Origin of the sequence: Rhodococcus sp. 06-156-4, assembly GCF_002259345.1 — a bacterium.
In the GTDB taxonomy this organism is placed as follows: Bacteria; Actinomycetota; Actinomycetes; order Mycobacteriales; family Mycobacteriaceae; genus Rhodococcoides; species Rhodococcoides fascians_E.
Genome location: NZ_NPGB01000003.1, coordinates 217,718 through 237,709, shown reverse-complemented (window position 1 = coordinate 237,709; position 19,992 = coordinate 217,718). Strand labels below are relative to the sequence as shown.

General features: G+C 62.0%; 19 protein-coding genes and 1 tRNA gene. 13 read left to right on the top strand and 7 right to left on the bottom strand.

From position 1 onward, the window contains the following. Positions 1-5: 5 nt before the first annotated feature. The 3 genes from CH290_RS01340 to CH290_RS01330 are packed head-to-tail and all read right to left on the bottom strand — an operon-like array spanning position 6 to position 2,021. Entirely contained in the window at positions 6-749 is a 744-nt protein-coding gene (locus CH290_RS01340) for an SDR family oxidoreductase (protein WP_033189159.1), read from the bottom strand. Positions 750-806: 57 nt separating this feature from the next. Continuing rightward, entirely contained in the window at positions 807-1,460 is a 654-nt protein-coding gene (locus CH290_RS01335) for a hypothetical protein (RefSeq protein ID WP_033189160.1), read from the bottom strand. A gap of 33 nt (positions 1,461-1,493) precedes the next feature. After that, positions 1,494-2,021, bottom strand: coding sequence for a hypothetical protein (locus tag CH290_RS01330; RefSeq protein WP_020110788.1), 528 nt, complete (start codon positions 2,019-2,021; stop codon positions 1,494-1,496). 136 nt (positions 2,022-2,157) lie between these two features. On the opposite strand from CH290_RS01330, the gene CH290_RS01325 reads away from it, so the two are divergent. Then, entirely contained in the window at positions 2,158-2,967 is an 810-nt protein-coding gene (locus tag CH290_RS01325) for an alpha/beta fold hydrolase (RefSeq protein ID WP_020110789.1), read from the top strand. 89 nt (positions 2,968-3,056) lie between these two features. Beyond that, complete coding sequence (locus CH290_RS01320; protein WP_019663793.1) at positions 3,057-3,311, top strand: MbtH family protein; 255 nt, start codon at positions 3,057-3,059, stop codon at positions 3,309-3,311. Here CH290_RS01320 and CH290_RS01315 read toward each other — a convergent pair. Continuing rightward, positions 3,308-4,789, bottom strand: a complete 1,482-nt coding sequence (locus tag CH290_RS01315; RefSeq protein ID WP_019663792.1) for a threonine/serine exporter family protein — start codon at positions 4,787-4,789, stop codon at positions 3,308-3,310. The two genes, CH290_RS01320 and CH290_RS01315, sit on opposite strands and share 4 nt — an antisense overlap. Positions 4,790-4,877: 88 nt before the next feature. On the opposite strand from CH290_RS01315, the gene CH290_RS01310 reads away from it, so the two are divergent. Next, positions 4,878-4,952, top strand: a tRNA-Thr gene (locus CH290_RS01310). Between the two features lie 693 nt (positions 4,953-5,645). Here the strand turns inward: CH290_RS01310 and CH290_RS01300 are convergent. Then, the gene (locus CH290_RS01300; RefSeq protein WP_254924983.1) at positions 5,646-6,803 is read right to left on the bottom strand and encodes a DUF1214 domain-containing protein; all 1,158 of its coding nucleotides are present in this window, start codon (positions 6,801-6,803) and stop codon (positions 5,646-5,648) included. Between the two features lie 412 nt (positions 6,804-7,215). Between CH290_RS01300 and CH290_RS31085 the strand changes: the two genes are divergently transcribed. Continuing rightward, the gene (locus CH290_RS31085; RefSeq protein ID WP_249277799.1) at positions 7,216-7,461 is read left to right on the top strand and encodes a YidH family protein; all 246 of its coding nucleotides are present in this window, start codon (positions 7,216-7,218) and stop codon (positions 7,459-7,461) included. Beyond that, the gene (locus tag CH290_RS31080) at positions 7,458-7,826 is read left to right on the top strand and encodes a DUF202 domain-containing protein (protein WP_080748707.1); all 369 of its coding nucleotides are present in this window, start codon (positions 7,458-7,460) and stop codon (positions 7,824-7,826) included. The genes CH290_RS31085 and CH290_RS31080 overlap by 4 nt, the downstream gene beginning before the upstream one ends. 16 nt (positions 7,827-7,842) lie before the next feature. Here CH290_RS31080 and CH290_RS01285 read toward each other — a convergent pair whose 3' ends face one another. Beyond that, on the bottom strand, positions 7,843-8,889 hold the full coding sequence (locus tag CH290_RS01285) for an ABC transporter substrate-binding protein (RefSeq protein ID WP_033189163.1): 1,047 nt from the start codon (positions 8,887-8,889) through the stop codon (positions 7,843-7,845). 190 nt (positions 8,890-9,079) lie between these two features. Here CH290_RS01285 and CH290_RS01280 point away from each other — a divergent pair, with 190 nt between their 5' ends. Continuing rightward, complete coding sequence (locus CH290_RS01280) at positions 9,080-10,456, top strand: DUF1254 domain-containing protein (protein ID WP_080748708.1); 1,377 nt, start codon at positions 9,080-9,082, stop codon at positions 10,454-10,456. Between the two features lie 432 nt (positions 10,457-10,888). Here the strand turns inward: CH290_RS01280 and CH290_RS01275 are convergent, their stop codons facing one another. Then, positions 10,889-11,908 (bottom strand): NADP-dependent oxidoreductase, encoded by a 1,020-nt coding sequence (locus tag CH290_RS01275; protein WP_033189165.1) that lies wholly within the window; start codon positions 11,906-11,908, stop codon positions 10,889-10,891. 136 nt (positions 11,909-12,044) lie between these two features. Between CH290_RS01275 and CH290_RS30115 the strand changes: the two genes are divergently transcribed. The 7 genes from CH290_RS30115 (at position 12,045) to CH290_RS01245 (ending at position 19,977) form a co-directional block, all read left to right on the top strand. Beyond that, entirely contained in the window at positions 12,045-12,527 is a 483-nt protein-coding gene (locus tag CH290_RS30115; protein WP_033189166.1) for an MFS transporter, read from the top strand. 5 nt (positions 12,528-12,532) lie between these two features. Next, positions 12,533-13,627: an MFS transporter gene (locus CH290_RS01270; RefSeq protein WP_033189167.1), complete on the top strand. Its 1,095-nt coding sequence runs from the start codon at positions 12,533-12,535 to the stop codon at positions 13,625-13,627. 34 nt (positions 13,628-13,661) lie between these two features. Then, positions 13,662-15,011 carry an FAD-dependent oxidoreductase gene (locus tag CH290_RS01265; RefSeq protein WP_033189168.1) on the top strand — a complete coding sequence of 450 codons (1,350 nt, stop codon included), beginning with the start codon at positions 13,662-13,664 and terminating at the stop codon, positions 15,009-15,011. Positions 15,012-15,228: 217 nt separating this feature from the next. Further along, positions 15,229-16,269 (top strand): ABC transporter substrate-binding protein, encoded by a 1,041-nt coding sequence (locus CH290_RS01260; protein WP_033189523.1) that lies wholly within the window; start codon positions 15,229-15,231, stop codon positions 16,267-16,269. A 34-nt stretch (positions 16,270-16,303) separates the two neighbouring features. Next, the gene (locus CH290_RS01255) at positions 16,304-17,086 is read left to right on the top strand and encodes an SDR family NAD(P)-dependent oxidoreductase (RefSeq protein ID WP_052083142.1); all 783 of its coding nucleotides are present in this window, start codon (positions 16,304-16,306) and stop codon (positions 17,084-17,086) included. Then, on the top strand, positions 17,087-18,250 hold the full coding sequence (locus CH290_RS01250; RefSeq protein WP_033189169.1) for an ABC transporter ATP-binding protein: 1,164 nt from the start codon (positions 17,087-17,089) through the stop codon (positions 18,248-18,250). Continuing rightward, entirely contained in the window at positions 18,250-19,977 is a 1,728-nt protein-coding gene (locus CH290_RS01245) for an ABC transporter permease (protein ID WP_080748710.1), read from the top strand. The genes CH290_RS01250 and CH290_RS01245 overlap by 1 nt, the downstream gene beginning before the upstream one ends. The last annotated feature ends 15 nt before the right edge of the window (positions 19,978-19,992 follow it).

The window sequence follows — 19,992 nt, the reverse complement described above, 5'->3', positions numbered from 1 at the left end:
CCGTCTCACGTAATTCGGAAGCCGCCATTGCTGTACAGCACCTGCCCGTTGATCCAGGAACCGGCGTCGGAGAACAGAAAACGCACGAGGTTGCTCGTGTCCTCCGCGGTTCCGAGTCGGCCGGCAGGTGTTGCAGCAATGGCGGCTTCTCGTATGTTCTCGGTCATCCAGCCGGTGTCGACGGGGCCCGGGTTCACCACGTTCGCACGAACGTTCAGATCCGCCAGTTCCACAGCGGCCGCCGTGACGATGCGATCCAGCGCCCCCTTGCTCGCGCCGTAGGGCAGATTGTGCGCGGTGTGATCGCTCGTCAACGCCGCGATTCTGCCTCCGGATCCGTCGAGCTGCTCCGCGAATGCCTTGATCAGAAGCCAGGTGGCCCTGGCGTTCACAGCGAAGTGACGGTCCCAACTGTCCACGTCGGTGGTGAGGACGGAGCTGTCCTCCGATTCACAGTGCGACATCACCAAGCCCGTCACCGGACGTGCAGCGGCGTCGAACAACCGAGCGGGCACCGACGGGTCGCTCAGATCACCCGGTGCCAGAGACACGGAGACCCCGAGCGCGCGGCAGGTGTCTGCCACGCGCTCGGGGTCGTCGGCGTCACGGACGTATCCAAGCCGGTCGTCGTACGGAGTCCAGTAGTTCAGGATCAGATCCCACCCGTCCCCGGCGAGTCCGACAGCGAGGGCGGAGCCGATCGACCGGATCCGCCCGACACCGGTCACCACCGCAACACGAGGTCCCATGCCCTGACCGTAGGACGATCGAGCCGGCCGAGCGAGCGATTTATCGTGCCCGGGTGATCAGTCCGATTCCTTCTCAGCGAGGAACAGCTTCTCGATCCGCGCTGCCTCTTCCTTCTTGTCCTCGGCCTCTTCCTGACGCTCCGCCGCGTCGGCGAGCTCGGACTCCGCAGGCGCTGACGCGGCCTTCTCGACCTTGTCGATCTGTTCCTTCTGCTTGCGCTCCGCGTCCTCGGCGGCCTTCACCCGCGCCGCCGCTGCGTCGTCGGCCTGCTTCTTGCGGGCCGCAGCCTTCCGGTCGGCCTCTTCTTCGGCCTCGGCCTTGCGCTGCTCGGCTTCTGCCCGTGCGTTGTCGGCCGCCTCGCGTGCAGATTTCGCTGCGGCGTCACGTTCCTGCTCGGCAGTGCGACGAGCTGTCTCGAGCTTGGTCTTGGCCTCGGTCTCCGCGGCGTCGGCTTGCGCGTCGAGCTTCTTCGCGAGACCGATGTGGTCCGCGTGATCGACCTTGTCCTGACCGCGCGACTGGACGTCGGCGTCGCCGAGGATCTTGCCGACCTTGTGATCGAGGGTTCCGACGGCCCGCTCGTACGCGAGCCGCGCAGGGGCTTCGGTACTCCACGTCTGCACGACGTTGCTCTCGAACAGGTCGAGCGGGATGCGAACGATCCGGTACTGGAAACGCAGTATCGAACGCGGTATGTCGAGCACACTCATTGTCGGTTCTCCTGATGCTTGATGTCGGCTGGTCTACGCATTGCGACGAATGCGATCGGCGGCGTCCCGGGCTGCGTCCGCGGCGGCGGCTTCCTGCCGGTACCGGGCAACGGCTTCCAACTCGTCCTGGTCGGCGTCCGCAACCTCCGACCGGGCGTCGGCTGCGGCTTCGATCTGCTCGGCCCGAGCGTCGACCTCCGCGTCGGCGCTTTCGGCGGCCACGGCGCGGTCCTTGTCCTTCTCGGCAGCGATTCTCTGAGCCTGCTGAGCGCGACGAGCCTCGTCCTCGGACGCCTGAGCACTGGCCTCGACGGAATCTCGCTGGGCGTCCGCACTATTCTTGACCTCGGCCAGACCCTCGCCGGCCTCGGCTGCCTGTGATTCCGCCGCCAGTTCGGTGGCCTTGGCTTCCTTCTTCTCACGGGCCTGTGCGGCCTGGAGCTGCCCCTCGGTGGTCAGCGAGTCATTGCCCGTCACGGCGCCTACGACCTCCTTGGCCTTGCCTTTGACGGCGTCGAGCAGGCCTTTTCGTGCCTCGTGCGATGCACTGTCGTCGGTCATGGTGCCTCCTGTGCAGTCGTGTCGATAGGGCGGGAGAGAACTACCCGAACGCCGATGCTGGAAACCCGTCGTTCGACGCATGTCCACGGTCGGCCGTAAACTCTGCGCGAGCACAAGGCAACAGACGAGGAGTTTCATGCCCACCGCGACGGTGAACGGGATAACGCTGAACTACCAGGTCAAGGGTTCCGGGCCGCTGGTCGTGCTGATCATGGGCACCGGCAGCCCCGGTCGTGTGTGGGATCTGCATCAGGTTCCGGCGCTGGTCAAGGCGGGATACCGGGTGTGCTTCTTCGACAATCGCGGCATCGCGCCCTCGTTCGAGTCCGTGCAGGGCATCACCATCGACGACCTGGTCGCAGACACCGCCGCGCTGATCGAGCTGGTGCGCGAGGGCGACGAGAAGGCGTTCGTCGTCGGTACGTCCATGGGTGCTCGGGTCGCCCAGGAGCTTGCTCTCCGACGCCCGGAGCTCCTCCGGAAAGCTGTGTTCCTCGCCGGTCATGCTCGCCTCGACGAGTTCCAGCGCACTCTGGGCGAGGGTGAGGTCGCGTTGGCCGACGCCAAGACGCAGCTGCCACCCAAGTACGCGGCAGCCATCACTGCTGCGCTGAACCTCTCTCCGACCACGCTGGCGGATTCGAGGACGGCTCGGGACTGGCTGGATCTGCTGGAATTCTCCGTCGCACCCGTCACTCCCGGGGTACGCGCCCAGATCGGCATGGACGATTCCTTCGACCGCACCTCGGCGTACGGCAAGATCGATCTGCCCTGCCTGTCGGTCGGGTTCGAGCACGACCGGATGATTCCCGCGTTCCTCGGAGCCGAGCTCGCGAAAGCCATTCCCGACGCGCAGTACATCGAGATCCCCGACGTCGGTCACTACGGCTACCTGGAGCGTCCCGACGCCGTCAACGACGTCATTCTCGAGTTCTTGAAGAGCTGACTGCCCGCTGCGCTAGTGTGCGTTGCTAGGGTCAGGGGGCACTTCACCCATGAAGACTGCCTATTTACGTATGCGACGAGTGAGGCGAGATGAGTACCAATCCATTCGATGACGAAGACGGACGCTTCTTCGTGCTGGTGAACGACGAAGACCAGCACTCGCTGTGGCCGACCTTCTCCGATGTCCCGCAGGGATGGCGCGTCGTCTTCGGCGAGGACAGCCGCGCAGCGTGCTTGGAGTACGTGGAGAAGAACTGGACGGACATGCGCCCCCGCAGCCTGCGTGAGGCCATGGAGGCCGACGCTGCAGCACGTCAGTCCGCCGAGGGCACTCCCGAGGCCTAGGCCTTCTTCTTTTTCTTCAGCTCGACAGGACCGCGTCGCCGACGAACAGTCGGACGGCGCGGTTCTTCTTTGCGGCGAAGAGTCGGGCGAAGCAGCTCTTCGGTGCGCGCGAGGATGCGCGGACGGCGGAGCGTACGAGCGCCCCACTCACCGAGTGTGACCCCTGCGGCGATTCCGCAGCCGATGCCGAACGCGGCGAACAGCGAACTGATGCCGAGCAGCAGCTGGTCGTTGAGTATCGCGTACAGGCCTCGGTACAGCGCCAGACCGGGCAGCAGCGGCGTGATGCCCGCGACCGCGACGATCAGTGGTGGAATCAGCGCGCGACGTGCCATCAGACCACCGGCGAAGCCGACGACCGTGGCAGCGAACGCCGAGGCGATGATCGGACCCGTGTCGACGGTCTGCACCAGCAGCGACACCAACGCCCCGGCGAAACCGCCAAGGAACGCAGCCGTCAGTGCACGCTTCTCCGCGTAGCACGCCAGGGCGTAGAACAGCGCTGCCGCAGCACCGGCCAACACCTTCGTCGGGACCTCGAGGATGTCCGGCGGGGCGGTGTTGCTGATGAGCGGCAGATCGCTGCCGATGATTGCCGCCAGCTTCAACGACGTGGCGACGCCGGCAATGATGCCGCCCGTCATCATCAAGACCTCGAAGAACCTGGCCGACGCTGTGATGGGCGCCCCCGTGATGGCGTCCTGAACCGAGCCCACCAACGACAGGCCCGACAGCAACACCGTCACACCGGCCGCGATGACGAGCGACGGCGACACCGTGACGCCCAGCTGATCCTGGAAGTTGAACAGCGTGATCGCCGGTGTCGCCGCGACGAAGCCGCCGACGACCTGCTGGAAGAAGAACGGAAGACCGACCCGGTTGAGGACGCGGCCGATTCGGTCGATCACCATCGTCGTCAGGAAGCTCACGACGGCCACCAGTACACCGCCGCCGAGCAACACACCGATGGACGCGGCCATGCCCGCCCACGCGAACGTCGCCGTCCAACGGTTGTACGGGTGCGGGGCAGTGGTGATCGCGTCCAACGTGTCGAGTGCCTGCGACGGCGGAATCAGCTTCAACCGAATGCTGCGGATCAACCGGTCGACAGCCGCGAGCCGCGTGAAATCCATCGAACGGTAATGAACGATGCGCATCGTCGTCGACGGTGGACGCGTCGGACCACGATGGGCGCTGATGGTGATGGAGTTGTACGTGACATCGACATCACAGCGCGCAAGACCATAGGTGGCCGCGACATTCTGGACCTGGGTCGTCGTATCCATCGCAGCGGTGCCCGACGCCAACAGAACCTCACCCACCCGAACCGCCAGATCGAGCACCTCCGCCACCACTGCGTCGTCGGTGAGGTCGATCGGCTGCAGCGGTGACGGCGCTGCAGTGGGTGTATCGATAGTGGCGCGACGCTCGCCGGTCAGACGACTCAGCGAGGTCGTCAAGTCTTGCAGAAAGCTCATGTCCGTTTTCTGTAGCTGGGGTGATCCACCGACAAGGTACCTGTTTGGACTGTGCGTTCGATGAACGGATATGCTGTCCCCGCACAACGCCTCCTTAGCTCAGCGGTAGAGCACTCGCCTTGTAAGCGAGCGGTCAACGGTTCAATCCCGTTAGGGGGCTCCACGCAAAAACCGCTGCTGAGCAGCGGTTTTTGTTCTTCCTCCGATAATGACAATTGTTGTCGACAAGAGGTTCAGTGTCCCAGACAATCACAGGTCATCGAAAACTCGCTTGTCTTGCAGATCCCCGAATGTCGGCCTACACGCTTGGACGACCTTGGATTTGTGCAGCCAGGTAACAACAATCCCGGCTACTGGGCGTGATGCGTCTGGTCTCCTACATTGCGGCATCACTGCACACCAGCAACACCTTCACAGCGCCGGCTAGGCCGGGGTGAGGCCTTTGCATCGAACGGTCTAGAAGTTGAGTTGGTGATTCACATTTTGGCTGTGGAGCCCGAGATCCAGCTCGCCGTCGCGAAGCGAATCCCGAGCGCTGTAGAGTCCTCCCGCTGTAAGGAACGCGTAAGACCTACGCCGCCGCGTGGAGACGCTTAACGGACTGGTGCACGGCGAACGGTCACGTGGCGCTCCCGTCGTACCCGGTCACCGTCGCCGCTTACCTGTCCGACGCCGTACATGGCTATGACGGCGGCGGCGATCAGCGAGTTCTTGCCTGCTGATGTCGGCTTGATGGGCGAGTCTACAGCTCGGCCTTTCGTTGCATGCACGGGCGGCCGAAAGCCAGCGATCGTGATCTTGGGTCGGTGTAGATGCCGCACACGCTCTGTCGGCAGTAAATCAGTACGCGGTTCGATCAGGCTGGACCGGCTACCCGATGTACAGGTGGTGGTACCCAGTCTGCTGTTTTGGGTCCGTAGAGTCGCAGCATGAGCCGGAAGTCGCCGGGCGGACAGGGGAGCCAATTGGTTTCGATGCCGGCGGGTGGTCTTTCCGTTTGTATGTGAATGGTCAGCGATCCGTCGCTGCCCCAACATAGTGCGCGTGTCCGGTCGGTGATTGCGTACCGGTTGATTTCGTTGCCGTACAGCAGCCCGCGGGCGTGGTACATCGTCATTGACCAAAAGTATTGCGCTGGTGGTAGTTCGCGTTGCGAGAAGGTAATTTTGTACCGCGCTGTGCCACTGAGCAAGACGCCGTCGGAGTCTTGCTCGCAGACGGGATACAAGGCTTCTTCGGCGGGGTTGATGTAGATCTGGGCGTACGCGACGGCCGCCCGCAGGAGATCGTCTTCTCCGAAGTCCGAGCCCGTGTGATTGATGGCCCAACCGTTGACCATCGTTCCAATCGAACGGACGTGCTCACGAATACGGTCGAGACCTGCCTGCAAGCCGTCCTTGAATTGCTGTTGTACAAAACTGTAGTTGTGATCGGGCGAATTCAGGGCCAGGAGTAACCGGGCGTGGGCCACGGTTACCCAATTCGGTATGTCCTCGCAACTGAGCGCTGCGAGCGCGTATTCGGTGGAAGCCAGGAATGCAGACGGAAGCAGCATCTCCTGAGTCCGGTCGCGCGTGAGAAGATGAGCCTCGCCATCGTGAAGAGATTGTTCGGACGTGGGGCCGGTCAGGGTAATCCGGTCCTGTAGGTCGTGGACGTGCGCCAAGTCTGCTGTACTTGACGGGTCGACCAGAATTCGGACGGCGACCATGACGTATCGCGAGAGGCAGTCGACGAATTCGACGGAAGTGTCAGCACGCCCCGTATGGTGACGAAACCTGCGCAGTACTTTCGGTGGGCTCTGTGATCCGTGCGTGCGACTACCGAAAACCGTGTTTGTGGTCGAGTCGGCCTCGCCGATCTGCACGCAATAATAGCGGTCCGCGAAATCGGGGAGTTCGAGCTTGAAAGTACCGGCATCGAGGTCGACAAATGCGAGCGAGTACAGAGTGTCGACGTTCGGCGCTACCCCGGCCGTCAGGGTGTGGTCCGACAAGCGACGTTGATGCCCCATACTGTTCAGGGCGGCACCGGCCGAAGTCGGCGGTCTCCGAGCGTGCGGGTTCAGAGGAGACGTGAAGCGCAGCCTCAAACGCTGGGCGAACACAATGGGATACGCCCAGACCTGCAGTCGCAGTGCATCGTCGTATATCGAAGACGTTTCCGCCGGTGACCCGTTCGCCATAACCGTCCTCAAATCTATTGAAGTGAATTCATGTCAAGAGTAGCGTCGGTGTCGGTGCATCGTCTTCTGCATCGCAAAAATCGACGCATTGTGAGGTTGTTGGAGAATGGGCGGTAAGGATGGCAGCGTTGGTCGAAAGAGGTTTCCTCGGTGGGTCTTTGCTGCAGGAGAGGAACCCGACCCTCGCTTCAGTCTTGCGAACGAGCGAACCTATCTGGCATGGATCCGCACATCCCTGGCGATGATGGCTGCGGGTGTAGCTCTGCACGTTTTCGACATCGGCGATGGATCCGTCGCAGGCGTCTTCGCGTTGATCCTGCTGATCGCATCGTCCGTCGTATTCCCACTCCTGGCTTGGTGCAACTGGGCTCGCTCCGAGCGGTCGATGCGTCATGGACAAGCCCTTCCGTCCTCGGCTATGGCGGTGCCCCTTGCGATCGTGTTGGGTGCCGTCGGTGTCCTTGTTCTGTGGGCGATATTTCGATGAGAAGATTTGGTCGAGGGTGTCCGCCGCCCGTGGTGCCGGGTGGTGAACTGGGCGACGGAGGACTGCAAGTCGAGCGGACCGCGTTGGCCTGGGAACGAACCGAATGTGCAGTCGCTATATCTGCTGTGATCGAACTTCGTATAGCGGTACACAACGGACATCCCTTGCTGATGGGGTTCACTGTTTTTGCTGTGTTTGCCGCCGCAGTCCTAGTTGTCGGTCGTTGGTCGTCGCGATTGCGCGCTGCTCGGTCGGGCTGTGGAGATCGATCGATCTCCAAGGCCCGACTCGAGATTCACGTGATAGCCGCGGTGGTGCCTGCTCTCGGGTTGGTAGCACTGTGTTGGGTACTTGGCTTGGCCTGACGTAGCACTCGGACGGTCAGCGCAAAAATTGTTGCTCCCATTCCGCGGACTGCGCGTCGACGTACTGCTTGGTCAATTCTGTGGGATCCGGTACTTGAATATCATGCGCGTCGGCGGTTGCTCCTTCAATACCGGGAAGCGCTGTGGCCACGCCAATGGCCTGCGCAGTCTGACCTTCTCTGCTGACGAGGAAGTCGGCAAGTACTTGTGCTGCATTGGGATTGGGCGCGACGGAGGTGATGTGGCCGTAGAACGGAGTTCCCCATGAAGGCGAAGGCAAGGCCCAGTTCACAGGAGCACCTGACGCAACCTCTTGAACCAAAGGCTGCACCATCGGCGCAACGACGACCTCACCCGAGGTCAAAGCTTGAGCGATGCCAAGCGCGCTGGGGTAGATTCGCGGCTCCTGAGCCGCGAGCCGCTGTTGAAAATCTTGACCGAAATGCTTCTTGTAGAAGTTGTAAAGATCGACATAGGAGGCAATGCCGACGGGACTGACCACTCCGACGCGGCCTTTGTATTGCGGGTCGAGAACATCGCGCGGGTCGGTCAAGCCTGACCCCACCGCGGCGGTGTTCCACCCCATTCCGAAAGTCGCGGCGACATCGAGAAACAGCCTGTTGTTCTTAACGCTGGAGTCGCGCTGATATTCAGGATTGTCGAAACTGGGTCCGCGCAGTTCTTGCGAATAGTTACCCGAGTCTGCAGCGGACGTAATCCACGAGGAGTCGGTGACAACGTGAACGTCCGCAATTCCCTTGCCCGTCTTGTTTTCCACCTCGATGCGCGGGTTGAGGTCGGCGTCGGTGCCCCGAACGTACTCGAGTGAGATGTTCGGATACTTTTCGTTCCATGCAGCTTTGACACTGTCGAGGATTGTCGTGTTCTGGCTCGAATACAGCGTCACCGAGCCTTCCTGCTCTGCGGCCGCAATCACGTCCTGCCAGCTGCCGTCGACGGACTTGGTGTCGCCCGGCGAGGAGTTGCAGGCGCTCAATGTGAGGCTCAGCGTTGCGGTCAAGGCCGCGGCAAGTACAAAGCATTTTCGAGACCTGAATGTCATCGACCACTCCTTCGTAGTTGAACTGAGGTCAGTTCATCAGCTACTGTGGGTGATGTCAATCACTCGTCACACAAAATTGTCGCCGTTGTGACGAGAACGTCGAGACCGTTCGATTCCGAAGCGGGTCCGCGAGACGAAAGGCGTCGAATTGGCTGTTCCCCCTCGGGATCGGAGATTCTCCGGTCTGCAAATGTATGATCCCGATTTGGCTGAACAGAATTGGGGCACCAGCCGGCCGGATGTCACGCCAACAGGTAAGTCATTCAGGCAGGAGTTGGCACGAATCCTTGCATTCCAGGCTGTTCTGTACGGCTTAGCCCCCGTGTACCAATACGCTGCGATGTGCGCGGCGTGCGCTCCCAACAACAGCGAACAGAATTCCGTCGAGAGCACGGAATGGGCACTCAACGTGCTCGTTCACGAGCGCCGGACTGCAGGCGCGGGGTTTCAACCGTTCCGTGTTCCCAATGTGGATACCCTGTATTCCAATGGCTGGTTGGATCTTTCTGATCGCCCCGTAACGATCGACCTCCCAGAATTCGGAGACAGGTACTACACTCTCAACTTTCTCGACGCGTACAGTAATGCCAGCAATGTCAGTCGTAGGACGTATCCGCGGCAGCCGCAGCGAATCCTTCTCACCTGTACCGAGTCGGAGCAGGTCGCAGATGAGGGCACGATCGTGTTCCGGGTCGCGACACCGATCATCTGGCTTCTGATGCGAATTCAGGTGTTCGGGCAGACGGACCTCCACGCCGTGCACGCCATGCAGGATGCTGTCACTGTCACCGCGCCGGATCGCCCAGCGCGGTCGTGGCCGGTAGTCGACCAACGCGCAGTCGAAACATCGTGGAGTTCGTTCTCGACCGCGCTCGACGCGGTGTTGGATTTGAACGGAGTGCCGATCCAGGACGCAGCGCATGTGCACCAGTTCCAGCAAATCTGCATCGGGCCAGGAACACCCGATGCTGTCGAACTCGACGACACCATGAGCTGGGGTACAGAACTGGGATTCGAGGCCGCTATGGCGATGCTGTCCAATTCCAGATCCTCGCTGGGGCAACGCACCGACTCTGGTTGGACCAGGGTCCTCGACAAGGGCGCTCACGGTCATAATTTTCTGGCACGGGCCGTGATGAACTTCGTCGGACTCGGCGCGAACGTCGTCGAGGAAAACTGCTCGTACAACACGTATGTGGACGGCCATGGTCGAGAGCTTGCCGCACCACCAGGAGTCGACTACTTGATCGAATTCGACGAACATCCTCCAGCGCAAGCATTCTGGAGTATCACCCTGTATGTCGCTGAAACCGGGTGGCTCTACGACGCTCCAGGGGGAGTGCACTCGATCGGATCGGCCACCAACAGAAATGGAACCGCAACAGAACCGTACTGCGTTACGATCAGCGGTACGGCCCCGTCCGACGTCGGGCCCGACAAGGTATGGCTGCCTGCACCGCCACAACCATTCTTCCTGGTGCTCAGGATTTACCAGCCAACCGAGGATGCCCTCATGGAACGTTGGACGCCGCCCCCCGTCGAACGTCGAACCGACGGGGTTAGGTGACTGACGTGCCTGAGCGAAGGGCATTGGACTTGGACCGATTGCCGTTTTCGAGCAGGAGGGCTCTGGGCACGTTGGCCACACCCGGGATACGATTCGAGCGATGTCGCCGGCCGGTTTCGCTGCAGCGGCGTAATCACGCACGACGGTTGTGGTCGAGTTCTCGGTGTGTCGAACGCGGGCGGTGGACCGACCGTCACGATCGCGGCTGTACGGGCTGGTTTCTTTGCAGGCACGGACCCCGAGAACGACCTTCAGGGTCCAGGCGAGGTGGACCGCGATGATCCGGCCCAACCGTCGTACTCAGAGCTGCGTCAACACGTCGACGAGGTCGCCCCGATCGGCCGCTTCGTGGATACGTTGTTTGCTCTTCGGCTCGATGACTTCGGCAACGATTCCCGAACCAGAACTTTCGTCGACGTACCCGATACTCCATCACAGTCGGCACAGGGTCTTGCCCGTTGTGTCACCGTTCAACATTCCGATGAGTGCGGCCGGTGCTTGTTCGAGCCCGTCGTACACCGATTCCTCGTAGACCATCGTTCCCTCCTGAAGATGACCTCCGACGAGCGTGCGCATGTCGTCGTACAGGTGGTTGTAGGACCCTGCCCGAAATCCCTGTAAACGAAGGCTTTTGGCCGTGATCTGAAACAGGTTCGAGGGCATCGAGCTGTCGGCGCCGTACGTGGAGACGGCGCCGCACATCGCAATGCGGCCTCCGGGCGACATGTGGTCGAGGGCGGCGGCGAAATGTGAGCCGCCGACATTGTCGAAGTACCCATCGATGCCGTTAGGGGCCGACAATTCCAGCAACGCACCGAGGTCGCCGTCGTGGTAGTCGAAAGCCTGTGCAGCGCCCAGAGATCGACGAAGAAGCGCCACCTTGTCCGGACTGCCCGCCGATGCGACGACTGTGCAACCGTGCAATGACGCGAGTTGCGTCGCGATACTGCCGACCGCGCCGGCAGCGGCGGACACCCAGATGGTGTCGGATGGTTCGATTCCGAGGACCTCGAACAACCCGACGTACGCCGTCAGGCCCGAACTGCCCAGTGGCCCCAGGAACCATTGGTGCGGGAGTGTTCCCGGGTCGATTCTCGTCAATGTGCCGGCCCCGCCGAGGCCCCCGTGTGCACTGTCGACGACCGCGTAATCGCGGTACCCGAGCATGTGCGACACGACATCACCGGGTGAAAAGTCATCGCTGCGAGAGTCGACGACCTCCCCGAGTGCAAGTCCGACCAATGCTTCCCCGGGCTGAATCGGCGACAGATAGCCGGCGGGCACCGTCGGCCCGAGTCGTAGCCGAATCGACGGGTCGATCGACAACCATGTATTGCGTACGAGCACTTCGCCTGTTCGTAGAGTATCGACTTCGGCGCGGCGCACCTCGAAGTTCCGACCGGACAATTCTCCGGATGGAGGGGACGTGAGACAGATCGTTCTGCTTTCCATTGCGGGTGAATCCTCCGGTGTGAGGTGCAAATCCGAGGACCGAGGACGACTCGGTAGGCAAATCGGCTCGAAACTAACACGAATCATGTGAACTGAACTAGATTCAGATCGAGAAGTCGGAAAGGAGTGCCGACCAGTGGCAAATCCGGAGTCGGTTGGGTTCTTGGCGCCGTTTCGTGTACGCAAACTTCGTCTCATGCTCGGCTACGAGCTCAGTGCTGCAGTAGGAATCTGGATGCTGGTCCTCGCGGTCCAGTGGACTCTGACCCAGTCGGGCGAGTCTGCTTTCACGGTGTCGTCGGTGCAGTTCGCGGCCAGTCTTCCGTTCTTTCTCTTTTCTCTCCCCATCGGCGCAATAGCGGAACACGCAGGCCACCGCACCCTGCTGGCGGGGACGGCTGCAGGACTCCTTGTGACGTCGATCCTGCTGACGATGTTGCAGTTCTTCGGGCTTGCGGTCACCCCGATCTTGATGGCGGCCGTTTTCCTGTCCGGCTGCGGTCTCGCGTTGGTTGCGATCGTGTGGCAATCGCTTCTTCCGACGCTGGCGACGCGGGAGATGATGACCGTCGTGCCCGCGATCGACGGCGCGATCTTCAACGGCGCGCGCGCGCGATAGGCCCGGTGGTCGGTGGTGTCCTGTTGTCGGCGTGGGGTGCAACCTCGACCTTCGGCTTGGTCGCCGTGCTTTTCCTGCTGTGCACCGTGCTGGCGGCAAGCCAGATTCCGCGTGGGTCCGGACGAGCTCCGAAGAACGGTTCGATCGTGGAATCGATGACGACAAGCCTTCGATTCATCGGACACTCGCGTTGGACGCGTCGGCTGCTGTTTCGCGTGTTGATGTTCGGGCTTCCTGCGAGCTGCCTATGGGCGCTGCTGCCGGTCGTCGCCGATCAGTTGCTGGAGGTGACGACGTTCGAGTTCGGCGTTCTGTCCGGTGCCGTCGGTATCGGTGCAGTGGCAGGCACTGTCGCACTGTTGCCACTGCGGGCCCGTCTGAGTTGGAATGCATTCGCCGCGGCTGGATCAGGCGCTTACGCGGCAGTGTTGATCGGCCTCGCGTTCGTACCGTGGACATCGGCCGTGTTCGTTCTCCTGGTAGTCGTCGGCGCCGCGTGGGTGGGCGTGCAGAGCACGTGGATGATCGCGACACACGCAGTGATGCCGGCGTGGATCAAGGCAAGGGTGATCGCATTCATCATGCTGACGTTCCAGGGCAGCCAAGCGATCGGGGCACTCGTGTGGGGATTTTTGGCGGACGCTCTGGGTCTCGTTCAGGCCATCGTCTTGTCTGCGTGCATGATGGCCGTAGCTGCGGTCGGATTGTTGCGCCGAGGCATCCTGCCCAGCGAGTCCATAGCGCCCGATCCATCCGGAGTGGCCGGACCGCCCGCGCTCGGACCGGCGTACGACGGACGCACTGTAATCGTCGAGACGACCTATTCGGTCGAATCCGAGCGGACAGCACAGTTCTTCGACGATCTGGGGCGATTGCGGTCATCGAGGCTCCGCCTGGGTGCGTTGAGCTGGTCGATGGCTCAAGCCCCCGAATCGCCGTCGAGCTACGTCGAATTCTGCACCTTCAAGAATTGGACCGAGTACTGCGCGCAAGAAACGGTGCGGCTCACTGTCCCCGAGCAGCTCATACGAACCACGCTTGCGCACAACCTCACCGAGAAACCACGTGTCCGAGTGCTGGTCCGTCCGGTCCACATCTGATCGGAACACCCAACGAGAGAGCGGAGCCGTAGATATGGCGAACACCGAATTCGATGTGCTGGTCATCGGTGGGGGGATGGCGGGGCTCACCGCAGCGGCCAGCGCCGCACGAGAAGGCAAATCGGTCTGCGTCGTCGACATTGCATCCGATGTCGGTGGGTCCGCTCGCTTTGCCGGATACGTGTGGACGGCTCCGAGCTACGAGGTGCTACACGAGCAGAATCCGGACGGCGACCCGGCGTTGAAACGCCGGTTGATCGACGGATTCGCAGACGGCGTCGAATGGATACGATCGATCGGCGTCGACGTGGGCGAGGCCCAGAAGATCTTGAGTTTCGGCCGTGGACACAAGTTCGACACGAATCACTACATCGACATCTGCAAGCGCAGCGTCATCCAGTCGGGCGGCACCGTAATGCTGGACACCGTCACCGAGAGTCTGGTTCTCGACGGCGGCGTCGTGCGTGGCGCTCGCGTGCGGACAGGTTCGGAACGAAGTCGAGAAGTTCACGCTGGACATACTCTTCTGGCGACCGGTGGATTCCAGGGTGGCAAAGACCTGATTGCTCGTCACGTCCACGCGGCGGCGGGCTCGATGGAACTCAGGTCCAATCCACACAGTCGTGGTGACGGATACCGGTTGGCCACAGCCAACGGAGCCGCGACGCGGGGCGAGAACGCGGGCTTCTACGGGCATCTGATTCCGAGCGGCGTGCGGCTGACGGACCCTGCCGACTTCGTCGACATGTCCCTGTACTACAGCGAACACGCCCTGTTGTTCAACCTGAACAACGAACGGTTCGTGGACGAGACATTGGGCGACCACCTGACGACCATGGAACTGCTTGCCCAGCCCGAGTCGCGAGGTCTGCTGATCGCCGACGCGCGGGTGCACCGGGACTGGATGCTGGCCTCCTACGTCGAAGGGGCCGTCGCCGTGGACAAGTTCGAGATCGCAGGCAAGCGAGGCGGCCGTGTCGGACGGGCAGATTTCTTGGACGAGCTCGAGTACCTGCCCGAGGAATGGGGGTACGACGGGGCTGTGATTGCGTCGAACATCGCGAGGTACAACAACTCTGCAGAGCGTCGTGAATCGCTTGCTCCCGGCCGTGCGCTGGATGCGGAGCCCCTCGCCGAACCGCCCTACTACGTCATCGAAACGGCCCCAGCGATCACCTTTCCGTTCCACGGCGTATCGATCGATGCTCATGCACGCGTTCTGGATACGGGCGGGGTGCCGATTCCGGGCCTGCTGGCTGCTGGGTCCGATACCGGTGGGCTGTGGGACCGCGCATATGCAGGTGGACTGGCCAGTGCCCTGGTGTTCGGCCGCGCAGCGGCTGAAACGGTACTGAATTCTCGGATCCAGAGCGCGGCTACATAGCGTGCGATCGCCATCACGTCAACAGATTCTCGTGATTGACATCACACGAGGTCGAGGATATCTTTCAAACTGAGATCAGTTCAGTTTGGCTTCGCGGGTGAGCGGTGCAGGTCGTGGCCGTACCCCGGAGACTTTCGAACCACGAGTCTCACCACATTCGACGAGAACCGCGCGAGTCGGCTCGGGGCTCACCGGCGTGCCCGGAAGGAACGCAGACATGAAGACACTCACGAGGGCAGCGATCGCCTTGGCTGCGACGGCGGCACTGGTCGGACTCACCGCGTGCGGCGGGTCCTCTTCCAACGCAACCGGTCCCGTCGAAGGCAGCTGGGACGAGGTAGTTGCGGCAGCCAAGGAAGAGGGCAGCGTGATGCTGTACTCGAGCCAGAAGCCCGCCAACTTGGACGCCCTGGTCACGGCATTTCAGGCCAAATACCCCGAGATCAAGATGGAATACGTTCGCGGAACGGACTCCGAGATCAACCCGCGAGTGGAGACCGAGAACAGGACCGGCACCGGCATCGCCGATGTGCACATGCTCACGGACGCATCCTGGATCCAGAATGCGGCAGAGTCCGGAAAGTTCTCGACCGATCTCGTCGGTCCTGATTTCGACGCGCCGGCTTTCGACCGCGACGCCAGCGTGATCGACGACAAGTTCTTCCTGTCCAGTGCCGCGGTCTTCGGACTCGGATGGAACACTGCTGCTGTTCCGGAGGGCTTGACGACTCCGGACGATCTGCTCGACCCGAAGTATCGGGGCAAGATCGGCATCGTCAATCCCACCGGGATTGCGTCGTATGTCGATATGTACGGCTACTACAACGAGCAGTACGGCGAGGACTACTGGAACCGGTTGGCGGAGCTGCAGCCGCGCGTGTACCCGAGCGCTCTCGGTATCGCTCAGGCGCTCACGTCGGGTGAGGTAGTGGTGAGTCCGTCGGTCCAGCCGCTCGTCACCGAGGTCGCCGCAGGCGCTCCGGTCGATTGGGCGCTCCCAGCGCAACCCTGGGGAACTCCCTGGTACGCAGAGGTTCTCAGTGCGTCACAGCATCCGAACGCGGCTCAGGTGCTGGCGAACTTCATGGTCTCCGTCGAAGGCCAAACCGCTCTGAACGGTGGGTACGCGGCAGCGCTGCCCGACATCGACGGTGCAGTTGCTCGTGCACAGGACATCGCCTCGCCCGACGTAGCAGACCTGACACCCGAGAAGGTCGAGCAGTATTCCCAGGAATGGCAGACCCTGTTCCAGGGTTGATTTCGGACTTAGGAGAAAGGTCGGTGGACTTCATATGGCTGCAGAAGACCGATCGATGACAGGACGGGTCGTTCTGATCACGGGGGCATGCGGCGGAATCGGCGGAGCATGTGCCGAGTTGTTCGCAGGCGACGGAGCGACGGTGTACGTCACCGACGTCGATGACGCAGCAGGTGCGCGGCTGACCGATCGACTCGGAACGGGAGCGCATTATCGGCACCTCGACGTCACCGACGAAGACAGCTGGGCTGCAGTCATGTCCGACATGAAGCAGCAGGATCACGGCCTCGACGTACTCGTCAACAGTGCAGGCGCGGCCATCAAGGCAACGTTGCAGCAGACGTCGCTGAAGCAGTTTCGTAACATGTTGGAGCTCAACCTCGTCGGAACCTTTCTCGGGGTGAAAGCAGCCGCCGATCACATGCGTTCCGGTGGATCGGTGGTGAACATCTCGTCGCTGCGAGGCGTGTTGGCGACTGCCGAACTGGGCGCTTACGGTGCCTCGAAGTTCGGGGTGCGCGCGCTGACCAAGGTTGCCGCTCTGGAGTTGGCAGAGAGGGACATTCGAGTCAATGCGGTATGCCCGGGCAGCATCGACACAGCCATCACCGCGACCCCCGATTTCGCGGAAGACGATGTGGAGTCGTACGTACGCACCATTCCGATGCAGCGTCGAGGCACTCCCGCGGAGGTCGCCACCGTCGTCCGATTCCTTGCTGGTTTCGAAAGTAGTTACGTGACAGGGTCGGACATCATGGTCGACGGCGGCACCGGAGCCGGCGTTCGTACACCGAAAGTTTCGAAAGTGAGCATGTAGATGACGTCGCAATTTGCCGTTTCCGGTCTCGTGAAGACCTATGGATCGAACGTGGTCGTCGACCGACTCGACCTCGAGATCGAGCACGGGGAATTCCTCGTGTTGCTCGGGCCGAGCGGGTGCGGAAAGACGACGACGCTTCGTTGCCTCGCCGGACTCGAGACACCCCAGGGTGGCTCTATCTCGTTCCGAGGAGCGCCCGTGTTCGATGCGGCGTCCAAGGTTCACGTCCCGGCGCACAAACGCAGCATCGGCATGGTCTTCCAGTCGTACGCGCTGTGGCCGCACATGACGGTCGCAGAGAACATTCGCTACCCCTTGAAGGTTCGCAAACTGAAGAAGGCGATCGCCGACGGCGCAGTCGAGGCCGCCGCCGAGATGGTCGACTGCGGCAAGCTGCTCGATCGCTACCCGTCTCAGTTGAGTGGTGGGCAACAGCAGCGCGTTGCGGTGGCCCGTGGGCTCGTCGCGGAACCGGATCTGGTGCTCTTCGACGAGCCGCTGAGCAACCTCGACGCCAGGCTCCGCGATCAAGTTCGCTCACAGATTCATCAGCTGCACCAGACCTTGGGGTTCACTGCGGTCTTCGTGACCCACGACCAGTCGGAGGCCTTCGCGCTCGGTGATCGACTGGCGATCATGAAGGCCGGAAAGATCGAACAGTACGACACACCCGAGGACGTCTTCGAGAACCCTGTTTCCGAATATGTCGCCGCCTTCATCGGCATGGGCAATCGCCTCGAGCTTCACAACGGACACGACGGGTGGATCACCAGTGCCGGGGACGCGATCGATCTGTCGTCGGCGGTCGTACGTGACCGAGCCGACCACGGGGCAGCAGCCGTCGCACGTTTCCGCCCCGACGATGTGCATCTGCACGCGTCGACGAGCGAGGTCCCCACGGGCAACGTGCCACTGCACGCCCAGTTGGTCGCGCACGAATACGGCGGACGACACTTCGACGTGACGGTCAAGACCGGTACGGAACAGCTGATGCTCCGAGCGTCCGCAGCCGAGCACGGTCGGTGGCTTCGCAGTAGCAGCCCAGGGGACGACGTCGTGATCAGCTTCTCGCCGTCGAGTCTTCGTGTCTATCCCGTCGCGGGCGTCGAGGCCCCGTCGAACGCGAACCTGGTCACAACGGGCGCAGGAGACCGGTCCTGATGGCCACGCTGACCGCGCCCGCCGGCACCGACACCACACCGGCCACCGGACCCTCGTCGTCGTTCACGATTCCGCCGCACTGGCGAGCTCGTATCGGCTACGCAGCTCTGCTGGCCATACTCGGATATCTCGTGGTGCTTCCGATGATTCGCCTCCAGATGTTGGCGCTCGAGGACGGCGCCGCCGGATACTCGAGCCAGTACGGCCGATTCGACGTCGCAGTGACACTACGGACGACGATTGCGCTCGCGCTCGGCTCACTGGTCATCGCAATGGTTCTCGGAACCTTGCTCGCGTTCGCTGCGAGCAGACTGCCCGCGAAACTCGGGTGGCTGCGCATCATTCCGATTCTTCCGATCGTCATGCCCGCGGTGGCCAGTATCGTCGGGTGGGCCTTCCTGCTGTCTCCTGGACCCGGCTACCTCAACGTTCTGTTGCGAAAGTTGCCGTGGTGGAGCGGATCGGACACCGGTCCGATCGACGTCTACACGGTTCCGTGGATCATCATCCTCACCGGGTTCGGTCTGACCTCCTTCGTGTATCTGTTCGTCAGTTCGGGGATGCAGAACATCAGTTCCGAGCACCTCGAAGCTGCTCAGATCAGTGGATCGAACACCGTCGGAATCTTCTTCAAGATCGTTCTTCCGTTGCTGCGCCCCTCCCTCATATACGGCGGCGGTATCGCCCTTCTGCTGGGCCTCGGTCAGTTCACGGGCCCGCTGCTGTTGGGGCAGAACAGCGGCGTCAAGGTACTGACGACGGAGATGTACCGGCGGGTGTCGGAATCGCCGTCGGACTTCGCCGCCGCCGCGGCAGCCGGATCGCCGCTGGTGATCTTCGGAATCGTTCTGGTACTCACACAGAAAGTGCTGCTGGGCAATCAAACTCGGTTCGTCACTCACGGCGGCAAGGCGTTCTCGACCCCGAGCGGCAGAGGCACGTGGGCTGCGGTGACCATCGGACTCTTCGCTTTGCTGGCGTTGGTGATTCCGTTGGTGGGCCTGGTCATCGTGTCGCTGACGCCCTACTGGTCCGGATCGTTGTCCTGGGGCTTGTTGACCCTCGACAATTTCCGCGAGTTGCTCGGAGACAGCGCGGTACTCCAGTCGGTGCTCACAAGTGTGTCGACTTCCCTCGGGGCCGTGGCGATCTGTATCCCGCTCGGCTACGTGATGGCGAATCTTCTCGTCCGCGGCCGACGATTCAAGATCCTGGCACTGATCGCCGATCTGATCACCGCGTTGCCGCTGGGTATCCCTGCGGTCATCTTCGGCGTCGGATTTCTGCTCACCTACACCGAACCGCCCTTGATTCTGTACGGAACCCGAACGGTCATCATCCTCGTGTACGTCGTGTTGATGCTGCCCTTCGCGACGAGAATGCAGATGACCGCGATGCTTTCGCTGGGCAACACATACACCGAGGCATCGGCCACGAGTGGCGCATCACCGTTCGTGACGACGTTGCGCATCATGTTGCCGCTCATGCGCCCGACAATTCTCAGCGCGGTTGCCTTGATGTTCATTCTGCTGACGCACGAATTCGCGGCCTCTCTGCTCGTACGGGCGTCGACCACGCAAGTGATGGGTACTTTGCTGTTCGACATGTGGCAGAACGGTTCCTATCCACTGGTCGCAGCGATGGCCCTGTTGATGACGGCGGTGACGACGATCGGCGTCGCGTTCGCGATGGCCGTCGGCGGCCGCAACGTACTGAGCAAGCTCTAGAGGAGGATCGAACCG

Excerpts from the sequence above, each read along its gene's own strand:
- CH290_RS01260 (WP_033189523.1), top strand. The coding sequence starts at position 15,229 with ATGAAGACACTCACGAGGGCAGCGATCGCCTTGGCTGCGACGGCGGCA.
- CH290_RS01265 (WP_033189168.1), top strand. The coding sequence starts at position 13,662 with ATGGCGAACACCGAATTCGATGTGCTGGTCATCGGTGGGGGGATGGCG.
- CH290_RS01280 (WP_080748708.1), top strand. The coding sequence starts at position 9,080 with ATGTATGATCCCGATTTGGCTGAACAGAATTGGGGCACCAGCCGGCCG.
- CH290_RS01325 (WP_020110789.1), top strand. The coding sequence starts at position 2,158 with ATGCCCACCGCGACGGTGAACGGGATAACGCTGAACTACCAGGTCAAG.
- CH290_RS01315 (WP_019663792.1), bottom strand. The coding sequence starts at position 4,789 with ATGAGCTTTCTGCAAGACTTGACGACCTCGCTGAGTCGTCTGACCGGC.
- CH290_RS01335 (WP_033189160.1), bottom strand. The coding sequence starts at position 1,460 with ATGAGTGTGCTCGACATACCGCGTTCGATACTGCGTTTCCAGTACCGG.
- CH290_RS01300 (WP_254924983.1), bottom strand. The coding sequence starts at position 6,803 with ATGGGGCATCAACGTCGCTTGTCGGACCACACCCTGACGGCCGGGGTA.
- CH290_RS31085 (WP_249277799.1), top strand. The coding sequence starts at position 7,216 with ATGATGGCTGCGGGTGTAGCTCTGCACGTTTTCGACATCGGCGATGGA.
- CH290_RS01285 (WP_033189163.1), bottom strand. The coding sequence starts at position 8,889 with ATGACATTCAGGTCTCGAAAATGCTTTGTACTTGCCGCGGCCTTGACC.
- CH290_RS01245 (WP_080748710.1), top strand. The coding sequence starts at position 18,250 with ATGGCCACGCTGACCGCGCCCGCCGGCACCGACACCACACCGGCCACC.
- CH290_RS01330 (WP_020110788.1), bottom strand. The coding sequence starts at position 2,021 with ATGACCGACGACAGTGCATCGCACGAGGCACGAAAAGGCCTGCTCGAC.
- CH290_RS01275 (WP_033189165.1), bottom strand. The coding sequence starts at position 11,908 with ATGGAAAGCAGAACGATCTGTCTCACGTCCCCTCCATCCGGAGAATTG.
- CH290_RS01340 (WP_033189159.1), bottom strand. The coding sequence starts at position 749 with ATGGGACCTCGTGTTGCGGTGGTGACCGGTGTCGGGCGGATCCGGTCG.
- CH290_RS31080 (WP_080748707.1), top strand. The coding sequence starts at position 7,458 with ATGAGAAGATTTGGTCGAGGGTGTCCGCCGCCCGTGGTGCCGGGTGGT.
- CH290_RS01250 (WP_033189169.1), top strand. The coding sequence starts at position 17,087 with ATGACGTCGCAATTTGCCGTTTCCGGTCTCGTGAAGACCTATGGATCG.
- CH290_RS01255 (WP_052083142.1), top strand. The coding sequence starts at position 16,304 with ATGGCTGCAGAAGACCGATCGATGACAGGACGGGTCGTTCTGATCACG.
- CH290_RS01320 (WP_019663793.1), top strand. The coding sequence starts at position 3,057 with ATGAGTACCAATCCATTCGATGACGAAGACGGACGCTTCTTCGTGCTG.